The 26,508-nt window shown below is 35.6% G+C and carries 20 protein-coding genes and 1 pseudogene; 2 read left to right on the top strand and 19 right to left on the bottom strand.

Annotation, left to right across the window (positions count from 1 at the left end):
* The first annotated feature begins 186 nt into the window (after positions 1-186).
* Positions 187-1,290, top strand: a complete 1,104-nt coding sequence (gene ychF, locus BLP68_RS19270; RefSeq protein WP_330389240.1) for a redox-regulated ATPase YchF — start codon at positions 187-189, stop codon at positions 1,288-1,290.
* Positions 1,291-1,448: 158 nt separating this feature from the next.
* Here the strand turns inward: ychF and BLP68_RS19265 are convergent, their stop codons facing one another.
* The 17 genes from BLP68_RS19265 to BLP68_RS19185 form a co-directional block, all read right to left on the bottom strand.
* Positions 1,449-2,126: a GntR family transcriptional regulator gene (locus BLP68_RS19265; RefSeq protein ID WP_143003128.1), complete on the bottom strand. Its 678-nt coding sequence runs from the start codon at positions 2,124-2,126 to the stop codon at positions 1,449-1,451.
* Between the two features lie 393 nt (positions 2,127-2,519).
* Positions 2,520-3,674, bottom strand: a complete 1,155-nt coding sequence (locus BLP68_RS19260) for an amidohydrolase family protein (protein WP_091547193.1) — start codon at positions 3,672-3,674, stop codon at positions 2,520-2,522.
* A 1-nt stretch (position 3,675) separates the two neighbouring features.
* The gene (locus tag BLP68_RS19255; protein WP_091547191.1) at positions 3,676-4,785 is read right to left on the bottom strand and encodes an amidohydrolase family protein; all 1,110 of its coding nucleotides are present in this window, start codon (positions 4,783-4,785) and stop codon (positions 3,676-3,678) included.
* Positions 4,786-4,913: 128 nt separating this feature from the next.
* Positions 4,914-5,831, bottom strand: coding sequence for an ABC transporter ATP-binding protein (locus BLP68_RS19250; protein WP_176759121.1), 918 nt, complete (start codon positions 5,829-5,831; stop codon positions 4,914-4,916).
* Between the two features lie 40 nt (positions 5,832-5,871).
* Positions 5,872-6,915: an ABC transporter ATP-binding protein gene (locus BLP68_RS19245; RefSeq protein WP_091547188.1), complete on the bottom strand. Its 1,044-nt coding sequence runs from the start codon at positions 6,913-6,915 to the stop codon at positions 5,872-5,874.
* 22 nt (positions 6,916-6,937) lie between these two features.
* Positions 6,938-7,882 (bottom strand): ABC transporter permease, encoded by a 945-nt coding sequence (locus BLP68_RS19240; RefSeq protein WP_091547186.1) that lies wholly within the window; start codon positions 7,880-7,882, stop codon positions 6,938-6,940.
* A 20-nt stretch (positions 7,883-7,902) separates the two neighbouring features.
* The gene (locus BLP68_RS19235) at positions 7,903-8,835 is read right to left on the bottom strand and encodes an ABC transporter permease (RefSeq protein ID WP_091547185.1); all 933 of its coding nucleotides are present in this window, start codon (positions 8,833-8,835) and stop codon (positions 7,903-7,905) included.
* A gap of 100 nt (positions 8,836-8,935) precedes the next feature.
* A complete protein-coding gene (locus BLP68_RS19230; protein WP_176759118.1) occupies positions 8,936-10,660 on the bottom strand; it encodes a peptide ABC transporter substrate-binding protein in 1,725 nt (574 codons plus the stop codon).
* A gap of 563 nt (positions 10,661-11,223) precedes the next feature.
* The gene (ligA, locus tag BLP68_RS19225) at positions 11,224-13,212 is read right to left on the bottom strand and encodes an NAD-dependent DNA ligase LigA (RefSeq protein WP_091547182.1); all 1,989 of its coding nucleotides are present in this window, start codon (positions 13,210-13,212) and stop codon (positions 11,224-11,226) included.
* A gap of 250 nt (positions 13,213-13,462) precedes the next feature.
* On the bottom strand, positions 13,463-15,634 hold the full coding sequence (gene pcrA / locus BLP68_RS19220; RefSeq protein ID WP_091547180.1) for a DNA helicase PcrA: 2,172 nt from the start codon (positions 15,632-15,634) through the stop codon (positions 13,463-13,465).
* 162 nt (positions 15,635-15,796) lie between these two features.
* Positions 15,797-16,243, bottom strand: a complete 447-nt coding sequence (locus BLP68_RS19215) for a hypothetical protein (RefSeq protein ID WP_091547179.1) — start codon at positions 16,241-16,243, stop codon at positions 15,797-15,799.
* 10 nt (positions 16,244-16,253) lie between these two features.
* On the bottom strand, positions 16,254-17,669 hold the full coding sequence (locus tag BLP68_RS19210; RefSeq protein WP_091547177.1) for an ABC transporter permease: 1,416 nt from the start codon (positions 17,667-17,669) through the stop codon (positions 16,254-16,256).
* On the bottom strand, positions 17,657-18,358 hold the full coding sequence (locus BLP68_RS19205) for an ABC transporter ATP-binding protein (protein WP_091547175.1): 702 nt from the start codon (positions 18,356-18,358) through the stop codon (positions 17,657-17,659). The genes BLP68_RS19210 and BLP68_RS19205 overlap by 13 nt, the downstream gene beginning before the upstream one ends.
* 243 nt (positions 18,359-18,601) lie before the next feature.
* Positions 18,602-20,101 (bottom strand): glycine betaine uptake BCCT transporter, encoded by a 1,500-nt coding sequence (locus tag BLP68_RS19200; RefSeq protein ID WP_091547173.1) that lies wholly within the window; start codon positions 20,099-20,101, stop codon positions 18,602-18,604.
* Positions 20,102-20,246: 145 nt separating this feature from the next.
* Complete coding sequence (gene grdH / locus BLP68_RS19195) at positions 20,247-21,569, bottom strand: betaine reductase selenoprotein B (RefSeq protein WP_091547170.1); 1,323 nt, start codon at positions 21,567-21,569, stop codon at positions 20,247-20,249.
* 14 nt (positions 21,570-21,583) lie between these two features.
* Positions 21,584-22,909 carry a glycine/sarcosine/betaine reductase component B subunit gene (locus tag BLP68_RS19190; protein WP_091547168.1) on the bottom strand — a complete coding sequence of 442 codons (1,326 nt, stop codon included), beginning with the start codon at positions 22,907-22,909 and terminating at the stop codon, positions 21,584-21,586.
* Between the two features lie 233 nt (positions 22,910-23,142).
* Positions 23,143-24,105 carry an FAD-dependent oxidoreductase gene (locus BLP68_RS19185; RefSeq protein WP_091547165.1) on the bottom strand — a complete coding sequence of 321 codons (963 nt, stop codon included), beginning with the start codon at positions 24,103-24,105 and terminating at the stop codon, positions 23,143-23,145.
* 288 nt (positions 24,106-24,393) lie between these two features.
* Between BLP68_RS19185 and BLP68_RS19180 the strand changes: the two genes are divergently transcribed.
* Positions 24,394-25,068: a TetR family transcriptional regulator gene (locus tag BLP68_RS19180; RefSeq protein ID WP_091547163.1), complete on the top strand. Its 675-nt coding sequence runs from the start codon at positions 24,394-24,396 to the stop codon at positions 25,066-25,068.
* Positions 25,069-25,082: 14 nt separating this feature from the next.
* On the opposite strand, the gene BLP68_RS19175 is transcribed toward BLP68_RS19180, so the two are convergent.
* Together BLP68_RS19175 and BLP68_RS19170 are read right to left on the bottom strand one after the other, a co-directional pair.
* Positions 25,083-25,796 (bottom strand): hypothetical protein, encoded by a 714-nt coding sequence (locus BLP68_RS19175; RefSeq protein ID WP_091547160.1) that lies wholly within the window; start codon positions 25,794-25,796, stop codon positions 25,083-25,085.
* A 347-nt stretch (positions 25,797-26,143) separates the two neighbouring features.
* Positions 26,144-26,508, bottom strand: a pseudogene (locus tag BLP68_RS19170) (glycine/sarcosine/betaine reductase complex component C subunit alpha); the annotation flags it as partial.

The following is a 26,508-nucleotide window of genomic DNA, read 5'->3' as shown; positions in this document are numbered from 1 at the left end:
TATTTACTATCCCTCCTTAGTTGTCTATATAAAGTAAAGGCTATCTTATTTTTGTACTATATTTTATTATACATTTTTTTAATGTGGAAATAAACATATACACAATGAACCATTTCTTGGTATAATTTTATTATGTTACTTCAGAATAATAATTTTAGCATAGAAAGGAGTTGAAGAGCAGGATTTTTGATCCTGTCATCGATGAAAATAGGATTAGTAGGACTTCCACTGGTTGGAAAAACAACATTATTTAATCTGCTAACTGGAGCAGATATACAAGTCTCTCAATTTTCTGTAGGTAAGGTTGACTCAAATATGGGAATTGCTAAAATCCCAGATGATAGAATTGATTTCTTAACAGAAATGTACAAGCCTAAAAAAATTACCCCCGCCACCATTGAGGTAATTGATGTTCCTGGCCTTGTTAGTGGCTCTAGTGCTGGTAAAGGAGTTGGTAATCAGTTTTTGGATGCTATTCGTAAGGTAGATGCTTTGGTTCATATCATTAGGGTTTTTGAAAACAATGACGTTCCTCATGCAGAAGGAACCATCGATCCAATGAGGGATATTGAAACCATAAATATGGAGCTTCTTTTCTCGGACCTTTCTATAATAGAAAATAGAATAGATCGTATAGTAAATTCAAAAAAGATAACAAAAGAGATTGCTGCTGAGCTGGAGGTACTGAAAAAGTGTAAGCAGGGTTTAGAGGAAGGTCTTTTAATCAATAATTTAGAGCTAAATGAGGAAGAGGGAGAGCTTCTTAAAACCTTTGGTTTTTTATCTGAAAAGCCACTCCTTTTGGTGGCCAATATAGATGAAAATCAATTGGTATCACAGGATTATCCTCAAAAAAATGCTTTGCTTACCTTTGTAAAGGAAAGAAATATACCATTAATTGAAATCTGTGGCAAAACTGAGCTGGAAATAAATCAATTGGAGCCTGAGGATAAGGAAATGTTTATGTCGGAGCTGGGAATTGAGGAGCCAGGAATTGATAAGCTGGCTAAAGTAGCCTATGATTATTTAGGCTTGATATCCTTCCTTACAGCTGGACAGGATGAGGTTAAAGCCTGGACCATCAGAAAGAGTACAGTTGCTAAAAGGGCTGCTGGGAAAATTCATTCTGACATAGAAAAGGGTTTTATACGGGCTGAGGTAGTTAAGTTTAATAATTTAAAGGAGCTTGGGTCTATGGCTAAGGTAAAAGAAAAGGGACTGGCTACTTTAGAGGGCAAAGAATATATTGTAGAAGATGGAGACATTATCAATTTTAGATTTAATGTGTAAATATATAAACATTGCCAAAAGTGTACAGTTTATGTATAACACTGTATGCTTTTGGCAAATATAAAATATTCTTATTAGACGCTCATATTTTATATATATTCAGAATAAAGCTAGATATTTAAGCAGCAAATTATTTAAAGATAATTTGTAAAATCAAATTATTGATTCTTACAACTAATAGTTTCAACTTTCAACTCGTTCATACGCTTAATAGTTCCCATATAATGATCATTAAGGGTTTTACAAATTTTTTCACAATCACCGGTCTTAATTATATCTAAAATTCTTCCATGGTGCTCATCCTGACTTTCTATAGATACAATTTGAGAATTGACTGTTGAATAATAAATTGCTACATTAATTCCAGTGAAACTATTCCATAATTCAAAAAGTCTTTTTCTTTTGGGCCCTAAAACAACACTACTATGAAAATCATGGTCAGATTTTATAGCACCATATGTATCTCCTGCCTTAATACATTCTGCCATTTTAACAATTGCAGCTTCCATCTTATTTATTTCTTCATCCGAATAAACTCCATTACATAGTTTAACTGCCATTGTCTCAAGATTATTCCTTAAATAGTAAACTTCCCATACATCATCTACAGTAAATTGTTTTACTTTACACCCCTTATGTGCTGAGTAAGTGATTAAACCCTCCTGTTCCAATTGTCTAAATGCTTCTCTTATAGGACCTCGACTTACTCCTAATTCCAAAGCCATATCCGCTTCTTTAATTCTATCCCCCTGCATTATTTCGCCTAGTAAAATTTTCTTCCGAATAATGTCCAAGGTCTCTTCCCTTAGAGTTTTTCTATTTATTATTCCAGTCAAAAAAATTCTCCCTTTCAAGTTAATTTAAAATCTCTTATTTTTTTTAACAATCCTTAAATTGCACAAAGTAGCTATACAGTCTGATACAGGATTAATTAAGCTCTTACGTTTGCTTTCATGAGTAAAATTTTATCTAAAATCGCTTCCCGTCTATAATTGTTGTTTTGCTAATTATAATAAATCATACCTTATCATCTGTTATTCTATCAAGCTTATTATTAAATAAACCAAAAATATTTGAGTATACCTTAACTAAAGTATATCAAACAGCTCTTCCTAAGTACAGGAAATCTCTATGTAAAACAAACTTAAACAATAGAGAAAAAAAACTGCTTTAAGAAAGCAATATTAGTTCGTAAGCAAATTCTACCACCATATATATGATATATCAAATTAATCAGAGTAAATAACATTTCCATCAATTATTGTATGGACTACCTTAGCATCTGTGTTATATGCTGGTATTCCCTTAAATATGGCTATATCTCCATCCTTACCTACTTCAATGGAGCCTACTCTATCATCTACCCCCATTATCTTAGCAGCATTTATGGTAATCATCCTAAGGGCCCGTTCTAACTCACAGCCCTCTTTTACTGCTTCCCCTGCATGATGAATAAGGGAGTCAATGCTTAGTATAGGTGCATCTGCAGTTAATGCAATCAATACTCCTTTTTTATCTAGTTCAACCACACTTTCAATATCAATAAGCCTAGCTTCTCCATGGGATTTCTTAGAACCTATTGGGCCAAATACTATTCCACAGCCACTTTCGACAATTTCCTCAATGTAGTCAGTTGCCCCCCATGCATGATCTAATGTGAATTTGACATTGAACTCTTTTGCTACCTCCATGGCTGCCAGCATATCAAATTGTGTACAATGCATTTTTAATGGTATTTGCTTTTTTAAAACCGGTATGATAACCTCTAGCCTTTTATCATGCTTAGGCATTTTATCATTATTGCCATCAGCTTCTTCTTTTTTAATCATATACTCCTGAGCCTCTTTGAAAAGCTCCTTCATTATATTGGGTATAGACATTCTAGTTGATGGTTTTTGGTTTCGTTTCCCATACACCCCTTTAGGATTTCCTCCAAAGGCCACCTTTAATGCTATAGGGTTTTTTATAGTCATTTTATATATATTCTTGCCGTAGGTCTTAGCTCCAAAGGCTAATCCACATACTACATTCCCACTTCCCGGAGTTAAACCCAAGGTGGTAATACCATTACTATAGGCAAATTGAAAATCCTTTGAGTTTGGATCTGTACCGTAGATTATTTGGAGGTCAGGAGTAGTGCTATTTGTCATTTCATTGGCATCATCTATTGAGGTAAAGTTTGAAAAATTCATGGCCCCAATATGGGAATGACAGTCAATTAAACCTGGCAATGCAACCATTCCTTCAGCTTCAATAATCTCTGCTGCTTCATGATTAATATTTTCACCTATTTCAATGATTTTTCCATCCTGTAAAAGGATATCTCCTTTATCTATTATCCCATTAGCCATTGTATATATTTTAGCATTTTTGATTAGTAGCATATTAAAGGTCTCCCTCCTGATAAACCATTTCTCCTCCAATAAAGGTGTATACGGCTCTTGAACTGTAGTATTCAATTGGGTTGTTGGTGTATATAACTAAATCTGCCGACTTTCCTACCTCTATTGTTCCTAATATATGATCTAATCCTAATATTTTTGCAGGATTAATCGTCATCATTTTTAATACATCTTCCCTATCAACGCCAGCCCTATAGAACCCTATGGCATTCCACAGGTATTTAACTTTTCCTTCTGGTCCATAATCACCAGTTAAAGAGAAGCTAACGAGGCCTCCTTCTTTTTGAATATCGGCTATTTTCTTTAAATCTGTCTCATTATAGTTTTTTGCAGTTAAATATGTCTGTTCTCCAACTATTACCGAGGCTTTGGCGTGAATAATCTCTTCAATACATCTATCAGCTTGATATCCTCCACATATAACAAGGTGTAAATCATAATCCTTAACAATATTTAATAATGCTTGTATTTCAGCTGAAGTATTTACATGGATAACTAGAGGGATTTCTTTATTTAACACTCTTTTAACTATGTTATCTTCATTACTTTTAGCTGCTTCATAAAAGTAATTTTCTAGCTTGCTAAATATCCCCATTCTAGTCATTGGAAATATTTGGTTTTTACCATATGACTCCTTCACAGGATTTGATACTGCACCTTTTAAGGCAACCGGTTCTTTTATAAGCATTTTCTTTGAACTCGATCCCCAGGTTTTAAAAGCTGCCATTTGCCCACCAATAATGTTCTTGTTTCCTGGTGCAGCACCAATAGCTGTTATACCCACCTTATATAGCTCCTCCAGCATAATTTCACTAGGGTTAAAGGCATATTTAATTTTAGCATCAGGAGTTATGGGGTTAGATATTTCATCATGATCCTTTATGCTGAAGGTACTATCCATGCATCCAAAGTTACTTATGGGATCTATAAATCCAGGAAACACTTCTCTCCCTTTAGCATTTATAGTTTTTGAATTTTCTATTTCTATGTTTTTTTCTATTCTTTTTATTAATCCATCCTCTATTAGAATATCCCAATCCTTCAGGACATCACCATTACCTATATGAATTATTCCATTTTTTATGATAAACATTTCTTTTCTCCCTCTTTGCTCGTATGACTTTAGATAATCTAGTTTTGTTTTTTAAAAGCTTCACGCAGATGCTCTGATGAGGTCCGATGTGTTTTTTATTCCACCAAAATTTAGAGCAATTTCATAATTTAAATTCTATCTATAAAATGACAGGCAACAAAGTGTTGATTGTCAACCTCCTTTAGAGTTGGAACCTGATTTCTACACATATCCTTTGCCAAACTACACCTTGAAGCAAACTTACATCCAGCTATGGGGTTTATCGGACTAGATACTTCTCCCTCCAACGGTATTATCTTTTTGTTTCTTTCTATCTTTGGATCAGGAATTGGAATTGATGATAATAGTGCTTTGGTATAGGGATGTTTAGGGTCCCTATAAAGCTGATGACTACTGGTTATTTCCACTAAATTACCTAAATACATTACTCCTACCCTGTCGGATATATATTTGACCATTGATAAATCATGGGCAATAAATAAATATGTTAAATTCTTCTTTTTCTGTAGGTCTATTAGTAGGTTTACTACCTGTGCCTGGATTGAAACGTCTAGGGCAGATATTGGCTCATCACATACTATAAACTCTGGTTCTACAGCTAAGGCTCTGGCAATGCCAATTCTTTGCCGTTGACCACCTGAAAACTCATGGGGAAATCTTGAGATGTGTTCTTTATTTAATCCAACCATACTTATTAGCTCAAATAGTTTATCTTTTCTATCTTTACCATTGTGGATTCCGTGTATATCAATACCTTCTGCTATTATATCTCCAACGGTCATGCGAGGATTTAATGAGGAATAAGGATCCTGAAATATAATCTGAGCTCTTTTGGTAAAGTCCTTCCGTTCCTTTTTACTCTTCTTATGGACTGAAAATCCATCAAAGTTGACTTCTCCTGCTGTTGCATCATAAAGTCCAAGTATTGTCTTACCGCAGGTGGTCTTTCCACATCCCGATTCACCAACCAAACCAAGGGTCTCACCTTTATAAATATTAAAGCTGACACCATCCACAGCTTTCAAATACTTTTTTGTAGGTAGCATGAAATACTTTTTTAAGTCTTTAACCTCTACAGTAATTGTTTTATTTGCCACTGGATTCACCTCTTGTCAGTATAAGCTCTGGAACTCCCTGGGTATTGGCTTTTTCATGATGTAGCCAACAATAGGCCTCATGACCCTCTGCAAAGGTGGTTTTTTCTGGAGTCTTTATACTACATATTTTCATTGCAAAATCGCATCTAGGGGCAAATCCACACCCTTTGGGTGGATCTATTAGATCTGGCGGGGTCCCCTGTAATGAATATAGTTTTTTACTAGTATCTTTAGTAAGCTTAGGTACCGATTGAAGCAGTGCGTAGGTATAAGGATGCTTTAGATTATAGAATATATCCTCTGTTCTGCCACTTTCTACAATTTTACCTGCATACATAACAATAATTCTATCTGCTGCTCCTGCAACTACCCCAAGATCATGGGTTACAAGAATTACACCGGTATCAAGGTCCTTCTTCAGCTCGTTAATCAGCTTCATTATCTGGGCCTGTATGGTAACATCTAATGCAGTTGTAGGCTCATCTGCTATTAGTATTTTTGGATCACATGCCAAGGCTATGGCTATCATTACTCTTTGTCTCATACCACCAGAAAATTCGAATGGATATTGTTTATATCTCTCTTCAGGATTTGGGATTTGAACAAGTTTCAGCATTTTAATGGCAATCTCTTTTGCCTTCTCCTTTGATATTTGATTATGGATTAAAACACTTTCGGCAATTTGCTCTCCTATCCTCATGGTAGGATTTAAAGAAGTCATTGGATCTTGAAATATCATGGATATTTCCTTCCCACGTAAGTCTGCAAGCTCTCCTTCAGTTAGTTTTATCAAATTCCGGCCATTAAACATTATTTTACTGTTTTCATTACCGATGGTTGTATTGTCAATTGGCAGCAATCCCATAATGGCCTTTGCAGTTACCGTCTTGCCACAGCCAGACTCGCCTACAATAGCCAATGTTTCCCCTTTATCTAAATAAAAATCCGTGCCCCTTACTGCTTGTACACTCCCACCATAGGTTTTAAAGGCAACGGTTAAGTTTTCTACTTCTAAAATTCGTTCTTTAGCCATTATTCCACCTTCTTCCTCTGTTCTAGTCTTTTAGCTTTGGATCTAATGCATCGGATAAACCATCACCAATTAAATGGAAGGATAATATGGTTATAACCAGCATTAAGCTAGGGAAAAATAATTCATGGGGATAGAACATGAGACGTTCTTGTCCTGCCGCAGCCAACGCCCCCCAACTTGTCTCTGGAGGTCTTATGCCAAGACCAATATAGCTTAAAAACGCCTCTCCTAGGATAAAGCCCGGTACAGCCATTGTAATGGTCACCATGATAATTCCTAATGTGTTTGGAAAAAGATGCTTAATTATTATTCTTTTAGAATCTGCTCCTAATGCTGCAGCAGCTTTAACAAAGTCCTGTTCTTTGATTTGTAGGATTTGCCCTCGTACCATTCTAGTTGTGCCTACCCATGATATAAAGCTTAGGGCAAATACTAAGGAAAACAAACCTCTTCCCATTACCATAGAAAGTATAACTACTATTATCAAATAGGGTAAATTTCCTACGAATTCACAAATCCGCATAATTAAGTCATCCACCCAACCTCCCTTTAGTCCAGCAATAGCCCCTAAGATTGAACCTATCGTGAACATCACCAGAGTACATAGAAGTCCAATAATAAGGGATATTCTACCTCCAACAGATACTCTTGTGAAGATATCTCTACCCATCCGGTCTGTTCCAAACCAATGGCTAGCAGATGGTGTTTGGCTTCTAATGGATGAATCCATATATTGATAATCATGTCCTGATAAAGTAGGCCCTATAATGGTCAATAGAGTCACTATACATAGCATTATTAGACCTGTAATAGCTAGTTTATTTTTTCTAAACCGTCTCCAAACTTCGGCCCAATAGGTTAAGGCCGGTCTTCCCATATGTTCAGATAGTTCTTTTTTAATGCCAACTTTTTCAAATAATTCATCTTCATATATTTCATTAGATGTTACCGTATCGGTTGTAACCATAATTAAGCCTCCTTCTGTTTTTATTCACCTTTTGCTATTTTAATTCTAGGGTCTACAACACCATATAAAATGTCCACCAGAATCAATGCAATTACATATAGTATCGCAAAGAATATAGTTAACCCCAGTACCATTGTATAGTCAGTATCCGATACTGCCTTTACATAATATTGTCCTAAGCCCGGAATAGAAAACAGTCTCTCTATTATAAAGGATCCTGCAAATATACCTGCAATTGCAGGGCCCGTCATGGTAACAATAGGTATAAGGGAGTTTCTAAAGATATGCTTCCTTACAGTTCTTGCCCTTCTACACCCTTTGGCCCTTGCTGTTAAAACATAATCCTCATTCATAACGCTCAAGGTGCTGTTTCGCATAAATTTAGCATAGCTTGCTATTCCACCAATTGCATAAACAGCAACAGGTAAAATGTAATGCTTAAAGGAGCCCCAACCGAATATTGGTGTTATTCCCCATTTAAATCCTATGAAATATTGTAATAATGCTGCAAAGACAAAGCTTGGAACACATATTGCCAGCACCACTGAAACCCGTATAAAGTGGTCTGAGAATTTATCACGATTTAAGGCGGCAATCATCCCCAATAAAACTCCCAAAGTTATTTGAAAAAATAATGCAATAATGCCTATTTTGGCTGAAATCGGGGCATTATCTCGGATAATGTCATTCACGCTTCTTCCTGTATAAATAACTGATTCACCAAAATCACCGGTGGTAATTAAGTTTTTCATATAGATAAAATAACGCTGATAGGTAGGTTGATCTAATCCATATTTAGCTCTGATAACTTCCTGTGCTCTTTCTGGCATTACTTCAACCTTAGCTGCAATCGGATCTCCCGGGGCTGCTGAAATCAAGAAAAACGTAGCAGTTATAATTAAAAAAAGTGTAATTAATCCATATGCAGTTCTCTTCAATATAAATCGTCCCATAGCACCCTACCTTTCTAAGTTGTTATTACCAAATATTTAGGTGGAGTGGTTAACTCCACCTAAATATGATAATTATTAAGTGTTTATGAATTTCCGATTACTATTTCTTCCCGCTTATATATATTTTTCTATAGTCTACTGATGCATGGGTATTAAAAATATAGTCTTTTGCATAATCCGCTACATAAGTTGTATCTACTCTAGTATAAGTAGGTGATATAATTCCTGTGCCTACCAGCAATTTTTCTGCATCTAAGTAAAGCTGTGCCCTTTCATCAAGATCTGGTGTATTGGATGCCAGCTCTAGAAGCTCTTTAAATCTATCGGCATCGGGCCCCACCCAGCCGGATTTTGCCGAGTCAAAATATCCTATTTCTGGATGATAAATGCTAAGTAGTCCGTTGGGGTCGTTATAATATGGTCCCCAGCCAGCAGTTGATATATCATAATCACCTTCACCAACTCTATCCCACATAATATTCCATTCCATCATATCGATTATAATGGTAACACCTAGGTTTTCTCTCCACTGCTGTAGCATCCATTCTGATGATCGCTTGGAGAATTCACTTGTCCCCCTTGTAGCAAGGCGAACCTCCATTTTTGAAGGATCTGGATCAAAGCCTTCCTCTATTAAGCCTTCAATTAATAAAGCCTTAGGATCAGTATATTGTTTTTGTAGGTGTTTAATAATTTCATTCTCACCCTTTACCATATTGGTATATAATGTTTCACCTACACTCATTACAGGAGGCATTAATGAGTACAATGGTACAGCTGCACCATCTATAATATCATTGACATATTTTTCACGGTCAAAGCCCAATGAAAAGGCTAAACGGATTTTAGGATTCTTAAAATATTTGTTTTGTGCATTAAAGCCATAAAACTCAGGTGCTCTAACGATTGTTTCAATAGTTCTAAAGCGATTACCTTCCCTTTCCATTAGCATTTTATGCTCTGGCTCTCTAGCACGAACAACATCAATTTCGCCTGCAAGTAATGCCTGTACTGCTACCTGCGGTTCAGTTATTACCTTTCTTACAACTTTATCTAGCTTTACATTGTCTGCATCCCAATACTTTTCATTTTTAACTAATGTCATTTGAACATTTTGGTCCCAGCTTTCAATTATGAATGGACCATTCATTACAACATGATTCATGCTTGACCCGTATTCAGATCCCCACTCTTCAAACTTATCTTGTCGTACTGGTCTTGCACCATTTAATAGGTCTAGGAAATAAGAGTATGGTTTAACCAGTGTAAACTCTACCCTTCTATCATCAATTGCCCTTACTCCTATATCCTCTGGCTTCTTTCCTTTGTCATATAAGGCCTCTCCAAAGTTAACAATAATTCCATCGAATAACCATGCATTTGTAGAACCCACTTTAGGATTGGCCATTTGCTGGTAGGTGTAAACAAAATCATGGGCTGTTACAGGTACACCATCATGCCATAATGCATTTTCTCTTATAAAGAAGGTATAAACTGTTCCATCCTGGCTAATATCCCATCTTTCAGCAACTGCTGGCTCCATAATAGTTCCGCCATCTTCATCTGCAACCCTTCTGACTAATGTCTCAAGAATTATATCGTGAAGACCATTGTCAGGTGCAGTTGTGTTTAGTAACGGGTTTAATCCAATAACAGCACTATTGTCGCTAAAAACAAATTTCTGCTCTTTATCTATTTTCATTTCTATTTCACCTTGTTCTAGTGATTCTTCTCCATTATCTACTATTGTTGTGTCACTCTTGCAGCCAATTAACGCCCCACTCAGTAATACTCCAATAATCAAAAATGCGATAATTTTTTTCATTTTATTAATCTCCCTCCACATCACTTAATTAGTAGAAAAATTTCTTTGTTTATAATAACTTCTTATTTATCGAACTAAAGAAACTATAAACCTCCTTTCAAATCATAGTTAATCAAATCTCTGCAACACAAAAAAATTAATCCTTTATACAACATAGTGAAGATTGTAGCAGAATAATTGTTTACTGTTAATTGTTTATTGTTTACAATTCTTATAGTAATATTATACTACTCGCTAAAAAAAGTAAAGTTAATATTTAAAAAATTCACATTTGTCAATAGAATCCCTTTGACCCTTCAAACATAGTCCTATAGCTGAAACTACTTAATTTATATAATTGATTTAATTATATATATTCCCTTCATATTTTTCTTTTTTAACTCAATAAAACTAATTTTATCTAGGTATTGATAAAACAGCTTTTCTATTAAAGAACACATCAGACTTTGCAAAATATATTATGTCTATTTTTAAAAGATGATTTATGTATGTTAGTAGGTATCTATGAGTTTTAAAAATATGAGAAGCACAGGGACTATATATCCCTGCGCTTCTCATATTTTTTACTTTATCATCTCTTTAAATGTTTTTTCATCAATTATTTTTAAATCTGTTTCCACACCGCTATCAATTATATCTTGAGCCTTTTTAAGCTTTGAACCTGCGTCTTCTCCTGCAATAACATAATCGGTGTTTTTGCTGACACTTCCAGCTACCTTTGCACCCATTTCCTCCAATAAATCTTTAATCTCCTTACGACTAAAACCCTCTAGTGTGCCTGTTACAACCACCGTTTTGCCAGTAAATAAATTATCAATTGCTTCTGGCTCACTGTATATTGGGTTTACCCCTGCCGTTAGAAGTTTTTCTATGCTTTCTATTATTGTGGTATCATGGAAAAACTCTACTATACTTTGTGCTACAACATCTCCAAAATCTGGCAAAGTAATTAGCTCTTCATACTTTGATGCCATTACAGCATCCAATGATTTAAAGTGCTTAGCTAAATCAGAGGCAGTTTTTCTTCCAACATTTGGAATGCCCAGGGCATAAATAAATGAATCTAGTTCGCAATCCTTACTCTTTTCTATTGCTTCAAGTAAATTTCTAGCCTTCTTATCACCGAAGCGCTCTAGGTTTATCATGTCTTCATATTGCAAATGATATAAGTCTGCAATATTCTTTAGTCCCAGCTCTTCGAATAATTGTTCAGCTGTTTTCTCACTAAAGCCTTCTATATCCATTGCATCTCTACTGGCATAGTGTACAATTCGCGATACCAGCTGCGGTTTACAGGATAAGGAGTTGGGGCAGAAGATATGTGCTCCCTTTTCAACTATTTCACTTCCACAAGAGGGACATTGGACTGGCTTTTCAACTACCTCAGCACCTTCACAGGTTTCAGCTATTGCCCCCATAATCTCTGGAATTACATCGTTGGATCTTCTCAACCAAACATTACAGCCAACCATTACTTTTTTTCTCTGTATGTCGTCCCAATTGTTTAGGGTGGCACGACTAACTGTTACACCACCAATGTCAACTGGCTCAAGCTCAGCTGATGGTGTTAGTTTTCCTGTACGCCCCACCTGCCAAACAACATTATTTAACCGGGTGGTAACCTCCTGTGCTTCAAATTTAAACGCCATCGCCCATCTGGGGAATTTTTGTGTATAGCCTAAAGCTTCCCTTGTTTCCATATGATTAATTTTAATAACCATACCATCTATTAAGTAGTTTTGTTGACCAATTGTTTTTTCAACCTTTTCTATTTCATCAATAACCTCACCAATACTTCTGCAATGCTTTATATATCTACTAATTGGAAATCGATTAATCTTTAAAAAATCTATCATTTCAATATGGGTACTAAAAATGTCTTCTGAAATATATCCTACATTATAGCAGAAGGCATCTAGCTTTCTTTTTGCTGTTATCTTAGGATTTAAATTTCTTAATGCCCCTGCTGCTGCATTTCTAGCATTCTTCAAGGGCTCATCGGCGGTTTTATTATACTCCTCCAGCACAGATAAAGACATTAGACCTTCCCCTTGAACCTCAATTCTACCTTTATAGGGTATGGTTATTGGAATTGTTTTAATGGTTTTAACCTGTTCAAGGATGCCTTCGCCTGTTACTCCATTTCCTCTAGTTGCCGCCTGTACTAGCCTTCCTTCATCGTATGTAAGGTTGATGGTTAATCCATCAAACTTGTACTCCACCACGTATTCTACAGGTAGTTTTCTTCCTTCCAACAATCTTTTTATTCTTGTATCCCATGTAAGGAGCTCCTCTGAGGTTTTTGATTTATCTAAGCTCCATAATGGCACCATATGTCTATGGGGTTGAAAGCTTTTTATGGGTTCTCCCCCAACTCTACTGGTGGGTGAGTCCTCATTAACTATACCTGTTTCTTCCTCAAGCTTAATTAACTGATCATATAGCTCATCGTATTCCTTGTCACTTATTATTGGCTCATCCAAAACATAATACCTATAGTTGTGCTCATTTAGTTTATCTATTAATTGTTTCATTTTATCCTGAGCATCCATAGAATCACCTCCATGTATAAATATTAATGAGTAATGAAAACCAATGAGTAATGAATAATTAATGCAGAAATTTTCTAATTTCTATCTTATTTAAGAAAAAAATTACATTTACTCTTTCTGCTTTACAACTTCGATATAATCTACATTTTTTTGTTATAGTCTTTTTATTGCTCATTACTCATTACTCATTGCTCATTACTCATTACTCATTGCTCATTACTCATTACTCATTGCTCATTACTCATTGCTTTTATACTATTTCCAAGTTCACAAAGGTGCTTGCAATTTTCTTTATACCTCCATTGGGGAATGCAATACTTAGCATATCTCCATCTACTGCTACAACTGTACCTGCTCCAAATTTAGGATGTTTTATTTTTGTACCAGCCTTAATCTCTCCTGTTTGCTTGATTTGTTCCCGTTGTACCTTTGGTTGTAATAGGTCTCCCCTAAACAATGGAGAGGTTTGTACCTTTACTACTTCCTTTTTCCGTTCATAAGGTGCTTCCTTTGTTATTAGCTCAGCTGGTATTTCATTAATAAATCTTGAAATACCATTATAGCTTGTCTGCCCATAGAGGGTTCTCATGACTGCGTGGGATACATATAGCTTTTCCATCGCCCGGGTGATTCCCACATAACAAAGTCTTCTTTCTTCTTCCTCATTATTTTCCTTTAAGGACATATGGGAAGGGAATATGCCTTCCTCCATTCCTGGAATGAAAACAATTGGGAATTCCAATCCCTTAGCACTATGGAGGGTCATAAGGGTAACAACATTTTCTTCACCTTCCATTTGATCAATGGAGGATTCTAATGATGTTCTTGCTAAAAACTCCTCTAGGGTTTTTACTTCAGAGTTTTTATCAAAGTCCATAGTAACAGATTTAAATTCCTGAAGGTTTTCAATTCGTGCTTGAGCCTCAACAGTATTCTCCTCTAAGAGAGCATCAATATATCCTGTTTTATTGTATATCTCAGTTAATATTTCGGTTACAGTCATTTCATTCTTTCTGTTAATTAAGTCTACAATTAGCTCTGTAAATTTATTGGCTTGAACCTTTACTCTAGTAGAGAGTCCATCGATTTTATCTACATCTAGAAGGGCACTAAAAAGGCTTTCGCCTCCTTCACCAGCAAAGTCGGCTACTCTTTCAATACTTTTAAGTCCAATTCCTCTTTTAGGTACGTTTATAATCCGTTGTAAGCTAACATCATCAACTGGATTATCCACCATCCTTAGATAACATAAAATGTCCTTAATTTCCTTACGGTCATAGAATCGAACTCCACCATACAATTTGTAAGGAATGTTTTCCTTCATAAATAACTCTTCTATAACACGGGATTGTGCATTTGTTCGGTATAGTATGGCAAAATCTGAGTAATTTTTATTCTCTTCTCTAATTTCTTTTTTAATATTAATAGCTATATGCTGAGCTTCCTCATACTCATTACTTGCCCTTTGGTACTGAATAATTGTCCCTTTGGGGTTATCTGTGTGAAGCTTCTTTTGCTTTCTATGGGTATTATTAGCCACCACATAATTGGCAGCATCTAAAATACTCTGGGTAGAGCGATAATTTTGCTCTAGCTTTATTAAAGTTGTATCTGGAAATTCTTTTTCAAACCCCAAAATATTACTTATATCTGCTCCCCTCCAGCTATAAATAGACTGATCATCGTCTCCAACAACACATAGGTTTTTATGATTTTGGGCTAACAGACTTACCAGCTTATATTGTGAATAGTTTGTATCTTGAAACTCATCCACCATTATATAGTGGAACTTTTCTTGATAAAAGCGTAATACTGTGGGGTTAGTCATAAATAATTCTACTGTTTTCATAATTAAGTCATCAAAGTCTAATGCATTATTACCCCTTAGTTTGTCTTGATACATTCTATATATTTCACCAATTTTCTTCTTAGTATAATCACCCTCATACATCTCCTGATAGCTTCTGGGGTTAATTAATTGATCCTTAGCCTTACTTATTTCTGATAGGGCTACCTTTGGGTGAATATATTTTTCATCAATATTTAGAGCTTTATAGCAATCTTTTATAACTACTCCTTGATCTGATGTATCATATATTACGAAGTTTTTCTTGTATCCTAACTTATCAATATCGTATCGTAAGATTCTAACACAGGAGGAGTGGAAGGTACTAACCCAAAGATCCCTATGATTACTCCCTAATAAGGTCTCAACCCTTTCCCTCATTTCCTTAGCGGCTTTATTTGTAAAGGTTATGGCTAAAATATTATATGGATTTACACCTAGCTCTTCTACTAAATATGCAATACGGTGGGTTAGTACTCTTGTTTTTCCTGAACCAGCCCCCGCCAATATAAGTAATGGACCCTTTGTATGTTTAACTGCTTGCTGCTGCATATTATTTAAGTGGTTTAGATTCATTATTAATCTCCCTTCTAGTAAATCTTCTATACTCTATCTTAACCTATTTAGCATGGTTCATCAATAATAACTCTATGGTTTCCTTATTATAAAATATTAATATTGAAGCTTATACACAAAATAAAAACTCCTAACCTTTGAGGGTTAGAAGTTATTTAAATATTAAAATTTATGCTCCTCAATTTTTTCTGCATTTAATCTAAAAATACTTGTGGCGTTGTTTTCATCCACCTTTTCACCAGCCTCGAATATGCCGGTGACCTTGATGGCATGTGTTTCAAAATCAACCTTTTTATCATTTGGTGCATAGACTTGAACCACCTGTAGGAAATCTACATCAGCTCCATCACAGAAGGGACATATAGCACCTGGCACCTGGATCATATAGAAAAAATTTGTATCTAGGGGACTTAATGGCGACATGTATCCTATCATCTCTACCCTTTTTCCATCCAATCCCTTTGCCTTTGTAGAAACATCGTACACATCATCTGCTACCTTTTCTGATAGCTCTGTAAAAGAAATTGTCTCTGCTGTTTCATTATTCGAGGCACAGGCTGTAACAAATAACATCAATATTATTAAAAGTATTAAAGCTTTATATTTCATTTTCATCCCCCTAATTATACATATATTTTGTTGCCTCAGTTTTATAAACCGACAGGGCAGGAATAATACCCGAAAGCAACCCTAGTAATAGAACAGATACTATGGTTGTAAATTCTCCTGGCCAGTACTGTAAAGCATTTACATATAGACCAGCTGTTTCCTGTAGCTGATTCCCTATAAAGTGGGCCAATATATGCCCTCCTATTGTTCCTATTATTACCCCGATACCAGTAATAACCAGTGCTTCTAATACAACTATTGAAAGTATTTTGGTTTGGGAAGCCCCAAGCATACGCATTACTGCCACATCTTTACGTCGTTCTGTCATGGAGCTCATTAAGGAAATTAGAATTGATATTGCTGCTATGGTTATGGAGATATATGCTAAAAACTTAGCTACAGCAGTACCATCTCCAAGAATATTCAATAATTGTCTTAGTACAACTACAATAAAGGCTGCTTGGGCAGGATGGCGTAGATCTCCTTCAATGTCCCTCTTTAGTGAGGATAAAGCAACTATATCCTTCCCTCTTATTAATATAGCTGTAAGCTCTGGCTTGTTTTCGTCATGGTCATGATCATGCTGGTGACCATCATGATGTTCATCTTCATCATGGTGCTCATCATGGTGTTCATCTTCATCATGGTGCTCATCGTGATGTTCATCTTCATCATGGTGCTCATCGTGATGTTCATCTTCATCATGGTGCTCATCATGGTGTTCATCTTCATCATGGTGCTCATCATCATGGTCATTATCTTGTCGATAATGATAATAGGGCTTATGGGTACTGTGGATGTGATGTTCTTCCCATACGCTTTCTATCATTGTAAAGATGGCATGATCGTCAGCGCTTTGTTGAGGCTTTAAGATTCCCACCACTTTATAGATTAACTCATGGTCATGGTCATCATCATCTCCATCTATTCCATGTGCTCCCTTGAAGGTATCTCCCATTTTTAAAATACCTTCTTCGGCTACCTTTGCTCCTATTACAACCTCACCAACTTCATAATAAAAGCTTCCAGCCTGTAAAACAATTTCTATTTCTTCATCTATATCTATGAAATAGGTTTCATCCGTTCCAATAATTCGTAAATTTGCGTAGTTATCTCCCAATGCTAAGGGTACTGCTTTTGTAACCCTTTCATCCCTTGCTAGGCTTTCAAAAACATCATAGCAAATATTCCCAATGGGCACGTCGTAATGGAAAATACTACTTAAAACCAATTGGCTTGAGCTCCCTTTAGCCCCCACTATAATATCGTAGCCTCCCCCTTGTAATACCGCTCCTTGTTGGAGAGCTGATGAAATAATTAATATTCCTATCAACAGTACTACCCCTACTGAGACAGAAATAGTGGTTAGAATGGAGGAAAGCTTTCTATTGGATAAATTACTGAAAACAACCCTTAGGATTCCCATAGTGTCCCCTCCTCACCATATGTTATTGCACTGTTTATATCTCTAATGTCAATGATTTGTGGCAGCTTATTTTTGTACTCTTCACTATGGGTAACCATAACTAAAGTAATATTACTTTTGCTACAAAGATCCATCAGTAGGTTAAATACCTTCATTCCTGTGTGATAATCAATATTACCTGTTGGTTCATCTGCTAGAATTATTTTAGCATCGTTTGCTAAAGCACGAGCTATTGCTACTCGTTGTTGTTCTCCCTTTGATAATGTTGATGGCTTATGATGCATTCTATGGGTAAGATTCACCTTCCCTAATAATTCCTTAGCTCTTTCCTGCTGTTGCCTTTTATTAATCAATCCACTAAACATCATGGGTAGCATAACATTTTCCATTGCAGATAAACTGTTAACTAGGTTAAAGTTTTGAAAAATATAGCCTATCCTTCGTGAACGAAATTCATCTTTTTGTGTTTCCTTTAGTAAGTCTACTCTAACTCCATCAACTACAATTTCACCCTTCGTAGGATTCACTAAACCAGAAATAATATTAAGAAATGTAGTTTTTCCAGAACCACTAGGACCTACTAAGGCGATTTGGCTTCCTTCCTTTATTTCAAAAAAAGGAATATCGATGACTTTAAGAACACCTTCATTGGAATGATATGTTTTTTCAAGGTTCTTCATGGTAATCATTATAGCGTTGTTCCTCCCTGTTATTATTCAATCTTATCTAATATAGATTAAAAACGTTATTACTTAAGATTCGCTAACCATTACTATGTTCCTGCAATAAAATTTTTCTTAATTATATAAATAATTTTTTTATTCAAAATATTTGTTGATTTGATATCTATAGCCCCTATATTGATTTAATTATTAACAAAAGAAATCTCTATTCCTTGTGAAATAGAGATTTCTAAAATAGTATTCTATTTATTACAGTTCTTCTTTTTTAGCTATATTTTCTTTATAATCTTCCTTTAAAACTTTAACCAACGATGCCATTCCAAATAGCATGACAAATGCAAATGGAAAGGCTGCTGCAATAGATGCTGTTTGAAGCATACCTAAGCCTCCTGCCAACATTAATACTAATGCCATTGCAGATTGAACGAACCCCCATATTAGCTTCCTCTTATTGTCAGGATTCAAATTACCATTTGAAGACATCATCCCTAATACGAAGGTGGCTGAATCTGCTGAGGTAACAAAGAAAGTACAAAGTAAAATTACTGCAACTATTGAAATTAGCCCACCTAAAGGATAATTGTTCATTACTACAAAGAATGCTGTTGGTGTTGACTGTATAGCTTCACTTCCAATTTCAGTGCCCAGGTTTATTCCTGCACCCCCAAATACTGCAAACCATAAAAACGAAGCTATTGTTGGTGCTAGTAGAACTCCAGCTACGAATTCCTTTATTGTTCTACCCTTAGATATACGAGCAATAAAGGTTCCAACGAATGGTGCCCATGCTATCCACCAAGCCCAATAGAATATTGTCCACCATCCAAACCATTCGCCATTACCAAAGGCCTCTAAGTGAAAGCTATCTCTAATGAACTCTCCAACGTATAATCCTAATCCTTCAGTAAATGCATTAATGATTAGTAACGTTGGTCCAACTATAAGTGTAAGCAAAAGCAATATACTGGCAAGAGTGACGTTTACATTGGATAAAAACTTAATCCCCTTATCTAGCCCTGTAATAGCTGAAATCATAAACAATACCGTTACCACAGCTACAATAATTATTTGTACAGTTCCATTTTCAGGAACACCAAACATGTAATTAAGTCCACTGTTAATCTGTAATGTACCTAAGCCTAAGGATGTTGCAACACCAGCTACAGTTGCAAAGATTGCTAAAATATCAATGAATTTTCCAATTGGACCTGCTGCTCTTTCTTCTCCAAGTAATGGTATGAATATACTACTAATAAGTCCTGGTTTACCCTTTCTAAACTGCATATAAGCTAAGGCTAAAGCTAAAACACAATAGTTTGCCCATGGGTGCAGCCCCCAGTGGAAGAAGGATTTTTTCATTGCAAAGCTTGCAGCTTCTGCTGTTCCACCATCCATTCCTAAAGGTGCTATAAAGTGATTTAATGGCTCTGCCACGCCCCAGAAGACAAGGCCTATACCCATTCCTGCACTAAACAACATTGCAAACCATGAAATAAAGCTATATTCCGCTTCATCTTCATCTGCACCAAGCTTTATTTTTCCGTACTTACTAAAGGCAATCCATACTGAAAATGCTACAAATGAGAACATTGAAACAAGATAAAACCAACCAAAATTACCAACTAAGAAATTAAATAGTCCGTTTGCTGTTTCTTCAAAATTAACAGGAAAAACTAGTCCCCATAAAACTATGGCTGTTACAACAGCAAGTGAAATGATAAATACATTGTTATTTTGCTTTCTTTCCATTACCTTACATCCCCTTTCAAGTTTGATATTTTTTTAACAACACGTCATCTAATTAATAGTTATACTAGTCCCACATTTTTTTATGAGACTAATATAACTAATTTACTTGTGTTGTTAAGTGACTAACAATAGCCACTTTACTAAATTAAATCTTTACTTTAAATACGGTCTGCTCTGTAATGTCAGTAGTTAATGCATCGAGTGCTACCCCTACTCTATGGTAACGCAACTTCCATTGTTGTTCTTTAGGGGTATTTGGATCGCCCAATGGGTATGGAATAGAAATGGTTGGTACCATTCTATTTGCTCCCACTGTTTTTGAAACGGGGATGAGGTTTGCCATTTGAACAATTGTGATACCTGCTTTTTCAATTTCTTTATTCATCGTTGCACCGCAACGAGTACAGGTACCTCACGTGGAGGTAAGGATAACAGCCTTTACTCCAGCCTCAACTAATTCAGCAGCAATTTCCCTTCCCATTCTTGCAGCCTCTGCTTGAGTTGTTCCTGTTCCTACTGTAGAATAGAAATACTTAAATACTCCACCTATTTTTCCTTCTTTTTCATAGGCTCTTAATGCATCAAGAGGAACAATTACGTCTGAGTCACTGTTGGCAGCTGCAGGATCAAATCCAGCATGGATTGTCATGAATTCACCCTTTACAAGGTCATCCAATTGAGAAATATCATATTTCCCCCACTTAGTTGCTGATGCAGATTGAATTCTGTCTGGATTTCCAACGGGTACAATTCCACCTGAAGTAACAATAGCAACTTCTGCTTTGCTTAATTCCTCTGGTGTAAGAGATGGTGCAATTGCTACAAGGTCAGCTTTAGGTATTGGAAGCTCACTAACAAATGGTTGTCCATGTACCTTTTTTAATAGCATATCAATTACTCTATCAGTTGCCTTAACAGGTGGATTTAACCAAACCTGTGCTCTAACACCTCTACCAAAGTATCCTTCTTCTTCTGCAGGAAGAAGCTCTTCACCATTTATTAGCTTCAATCCAAAAGTAGCCATAGCCTTAACATCTTTTCTCATGGCAGCAGCACTTGCCCCACCTTCAAAAATATATACTTCCTTCTTAAACATTTCTACTCCAGGATTTTCATCATTCATTGATGAAATCACAGGAACACCAAATTTATCCTTTACCGCCTTGCAAATGTTACCACATGCACTACCATATCTCCCTGCTCTGAATGCAGGTCCAGCAAAGAAAATATCAAATTCTTTATCTTCTAAAAACCCTAATATAGTTTTTATTGCTTCGTCTTGCTTAGAACCCATGAAGTTATCACCACATATGATTGTATGGGTAACCTTAACATCTTCTCCCAACTGCTTATCTAGTTCCATAGCTGGACCAACTAGTCCCTCTCTTATTTCAGGAGCATGATCGGCAAGTTCTTCTCCACCAATTTGTCCGAAAAACTGGTTCAAGTATAAAATCGCTTTTTTCATCTATTTACACCTCCTTAAAATTCCTTCATTGTCTTTGTAGACCAACCAACAACTTGATCTCCACAGAACATAGCATTATTTTCCATAATTATTGATCCATCTTCCTTAACCGATGGTCCTAAAATTGCATCATTATCCCATCCACCTGATAATCCATCTCTTGCAAGAGCTTGAAGTTCACCAATTACAGTTTCCATTGGTGGAAGCTTGATTAAATCCGATACATTACCACAGGATACAATAGCATCTGCCTTTTCATCTAATGTAACTAATGGTTGAGATGCTCCATCTCTACCTGTACATTCATTTGTTAATCCAACAGTTTTAACTCCTGCATCCTCTAAAGCTACAATACATGCTATAAAGTCAGCATCAGGGTTTCCGTAGCCTTCCTCAGCAACAATTGCTGCGTCAGCTCCAAGTGATTTAGCCATTTGTGCAACAAACTGAGCTGATCTTTGCTTTTGCTCCAATGCAACGTTTAGGTTAGACATAATTACTCCTAAGAAGTTAATTGTTTTGCCATGCTCTTGGAATAATCTCTTTATCATTGGGAAATTTTGAAAATCATAGGTTGACCATTTTGATGAACATGGCATAAAGGAACCAGAAATCATCGCTCCATCCAGCACTTCATTTGGATGCATAAATGTAGGTACCATTCTATTACAGTCCCATCCATAGCATAAGTCATTATAACCTGATTCTTCCATTTGAGATTGCGGCTGTAATACTATAACTACATTAGGTAACCCATTTTCTTCTACAGAACGCTTAGTAACTGGACCAAGCTCATAGGTTTCAACATCTTCTGGCTGAAGCTCAGCTAAGCAGTTACCAACATATTCAGCTAATCTCATACCAGCCCATCTTAATGCATGATTTTTCTTTTGTTGTTCATTCTTTTCGAAGTCTTCATCTGTATCTGCAACCAGAACTATATTTTTAAGCTGTGAATAATAAGTATACTTTGCACCTTCTCCACTCATGTCAATTAACCCATCTTGAAATCCACCCCAGTGTTTTCCGACAACCAATACGCTACAACCTTTAAGGGCAAGTGTTTTACCATCTCCAGCCTGCAATAAATCGCCAGTTGCTCCAGGAAATAAAGGTCCTCCACCTACTCTGTGTCTCGGTTCGATTGCCTCCTTAACGGGTACAAGTCTCACCTTGTCCCCTGGCTTCACAATAACCAGGTCGGCTTCAGTAATATGCTCATCTTCCCTTACAACAGCTAAGGCTTCTTCCTTGTTTATAGTCAGAATCCCATTAGTATATGCTGTTTTATCACCAAAGACGATGTCTTTAACATGAAAATTACCAATTTCTAATTTCATTAATTACACTCCCTTCCTTTAATAAAAGTATAATTTATAGAAAAATAACTTTTCCATTAGCTTTTTACTACTATATCGAAATTATGCAAACGTTTTACATTATACTAATTTGCTATTGTTATTTTTCTAACCAATATCATTATACCATAGTTGAGTTTATTTTGTATATGTGTTTATTAAATAATCTAGTTTGTTTTAATAGAATATTTCGAATTTAATGCAGACTTATGGAGTTAGATTACATTTACAGATCCATCACACTGCTTGCTTTCTAAATATTTTTCTGCTTGTACTGCTGCAATAGCACCATCAGAAATAGCTGTTACAACCTGCCTTAATGACTTAACGCGGCAATCTCCTGCTGCAAAAACCCCATCAACATCAGTATGCATATCTTGATTGGTTACAATATATCCATGCTCCATATAAACTCTATCTTTATATATTTCCGTTTGTGGTATAAAACCAATAAATACGAATATACCAAAGGTTCCATCCTCTTCATTGGCTATTATAACTTGCTCTTCTCCTGTTATATTGTTTCTTACAATCATAGATTCAACAATGCCGTCCCCTATTATTTCAACAATTTCTGTATTATAAATAATCTCTACAGCTTGGTGACAATTAACTTTTTCTGCAATTGATTTCGCACATGTTAAGGCACCTTCTCTACAAAGTATTGTTACCTTTTTTGCAAATCTTGTAAGAAACATGGCTTCCTCAACAGCTGAATCTCCACCACCTACTACAAATACCTCCAGATCCGTAAAAAAGTCTCCATCACATGTAGCACAATAGGAAACCCCTTTTCCTGTTAGTTTGCCTTCACCAGGCACCCCCAATAGTCTGGGTTTTGCACCATTGGCGATAATCACCGATTTAGCTTTATACTCATGATTAAGACCCTTTAGTACCTTTATGTCGCCATCAAGAATTGCTTCTTTAATGCTATCTTTAATGATTGTTGTTCCAAAGCTTTCTACCTGTTCAACAAGTCGCTCTATAATGGCTGGCCCAGTTGTTTCTCTTATTGAACATGGTACATTAACTACTTCATCTGTAGATACAATTTGCCCTCCTTTCTTTGCCTTTTCAATAATCAATGCATCCATCTTTGATCTACCAGCATATAATCCTGCCGACAATCCCGCTGGTCCTCCACCTATAATGATTACATCATAGATTTTTTCCATAATCTTCACTCCCCACATTTGATAATGTTTTAACACACTTTGATATTTTAATATCAATTTTTATTATTATAGCATGATTTACGTTATAATGTAAACATGTTTATTTATTATACGTGTTTATATTTTTATTCGCAATATTTAACCCTGTGTATTAAGCAAGAATAAAATCAGAGTAAATTTTTATTTATAAATTTATAACAAAGTTTATATACTTCTTATTTAGTACGAAAAATATGTTATAATATATAAAGATTTGAAAAATTATGTTATGTAGGTGATGAATTAAGTATGGATAAAAAAGAAATTCAGAAAAGACGTATGATGGGGTATTTTATAGAAGCAACGAAAAAAATAGCTGAGGAAGAGGGAACTGAGGCTGTAACAGTCCGAAAGGTTGCTGATTTAGCCGGTTATAATAGTGCCACTTTGTATAATTATTTTGACAACCTAGAGCATCTTATCTTTTTTGCTTCTATGCAGCATCTAAAAGATTATGTTGTCGCTCTACCCGGTTTTGTTAAGGCCAGTAAAAATTCCTTAGATAAGTACTTTAGAATTTGGAAATGTTTTTGCCAGTTTTCTTTTAATAACCCGAAAATTTATCACTCTATTTTTTTTAATAAATATAGCACTTCCATAAAGGATGCAATTCAAGAGTATTACTCAATTTTCCCTGAAGAGTTGGGTGAACAGCCTGAGGATCTTCTTAAAATGCTATTAAAGAATGATATTTACGCTCGAAACAAAACCTTATTAGAGGCTAGTGAAGCAGATGGTTTTATCCCAAAGGAACACATTGAAGAAATAAATGAAATGACCCTTTTAATTTATCAAGGGATGTTTATGAGGTTTATGAACGGCCAAACTGAGTATACACCCGATGAAGCGGTTGAAAGAACAATTAATTATATACAGCGTACCATTATCGCCTATGGCGGAAGGATAGAAGAAATCCCGGAGTAAAATCCGGGATTTTTTTAAAATCGATTATCAAAATGATTAAATGATTCTTCGTAACCACAAATCTCACAAACTCTAACACCATTTGGAAAGAGTACAAAACTATGATGTTCATAGGGTCCAATTTCTAAATTACATGTACCACAGTGATACACATGCATTGATTCATCGTAAGGTACTGGTAATGTCAAACTATGATCATTACAGGGCTGCTGCTTATTGCAAATAGTACATTTACCATTATTCCAATTGTGATTTTCACTGGTTTTATATTGACATACTTTACATTCCAGATTATGTTTATTATCACCGATTGATGTAACCATGTAATTATGGTTTTCCATCTCTTCTTCATATCCACAACCACAAACTTTTTGATGACCTTCATTTAATTTTCTGTATTTAAGTGTATGACGAACGTTTTTCTCATTACCACATATGTTACAAATCGCTGAATGGTATACAGAGTCTATAGGGGTTAAAACATATTGACAAGGAGTATTCTCTAATCTTATGTTGCAAACTGCACATCGGACTTCATGGCTATCATGCCTCACTACGTAGGGTTGATGATGTACACAATGAAACCCAGGAATACTACTTCCGCCACCTGGACCAGAATCATCTTCCGAATCATCTTGATTGGAGTAAATCATTGTCATTGTTAGAGAGGTTATTAGTAGCAATAAGCTGAGAAGTAATATAAATTTGTTTTTACTTTTTAATTTCATTTACATACCACCTTTCTTTTATTAGTAATCGCAAATTAGCGTTTACTACTCTTATCTGTTTTTGGTTATTTAATAGTAATATTTGAAAATTTATTCTTGTTTTTCTTGATTAATATATATGTCGTATATTATTGAATATGCTATTTGAAAACATAATGTATTTATTCATCTAAATTTAGGCCATTGGAGATTTATCCTTCTTTTATAATTTTTTTGGTTTATAAACCACTTTAATTCTATCAAAGAGAAATGAAAAAATGGCGGACAAATTTGTCCGCCATTTTTTCATTTAATTTACATTAAGGTTTCTAATTATTAATTACTAATTACTCATTACTAATTGCTTCTTAACAGCTTGCTTCACCAGCAACAAAGCCAGCCTCAGCCAACACTTTTATAGCTGTTGAAAGCTTTTCTTCACTGACCATAACAACAGGCCCAGTACAGCCCATACCACTTTCAGCATAGATACCCTTTTTCCAAAGAGCCTTAACAGCATCCTCAAGATCCATAATATCAATACCAGAAATAGAGCCAGTTACCACTTCCTGTGGTGGTGCAGTAACTTCACCCTCATCATCAGAGGCCGCCTTCTTAGCATCCTTAGTAAGACCCTTAAGGATGTCATCAAGCTTCGCTTTTTTCGCTGCCGCGAACTCAGCCTTTGCCACTTCCTTAACATTTCCTCTTACAAGCTCAGCTGCGTATTGGA

Origin of the sequence: Alkaliphilus peptidifermentans DSM 18978, from assembly GCF_900101495.1 — a bacterium.
Lineage (GTDB): Bacteria > Bacillota > Clostridia > Peptostreptococcales > Natronincolaceae > Alkaliphilus_C > Alkaliphilus_C peptidifermentans.
The sequence above is the reverse complement of the archived record's forward strand: the minus strand, read 5'-3'. Positions and strand labels throughout refer to the sequence as shown.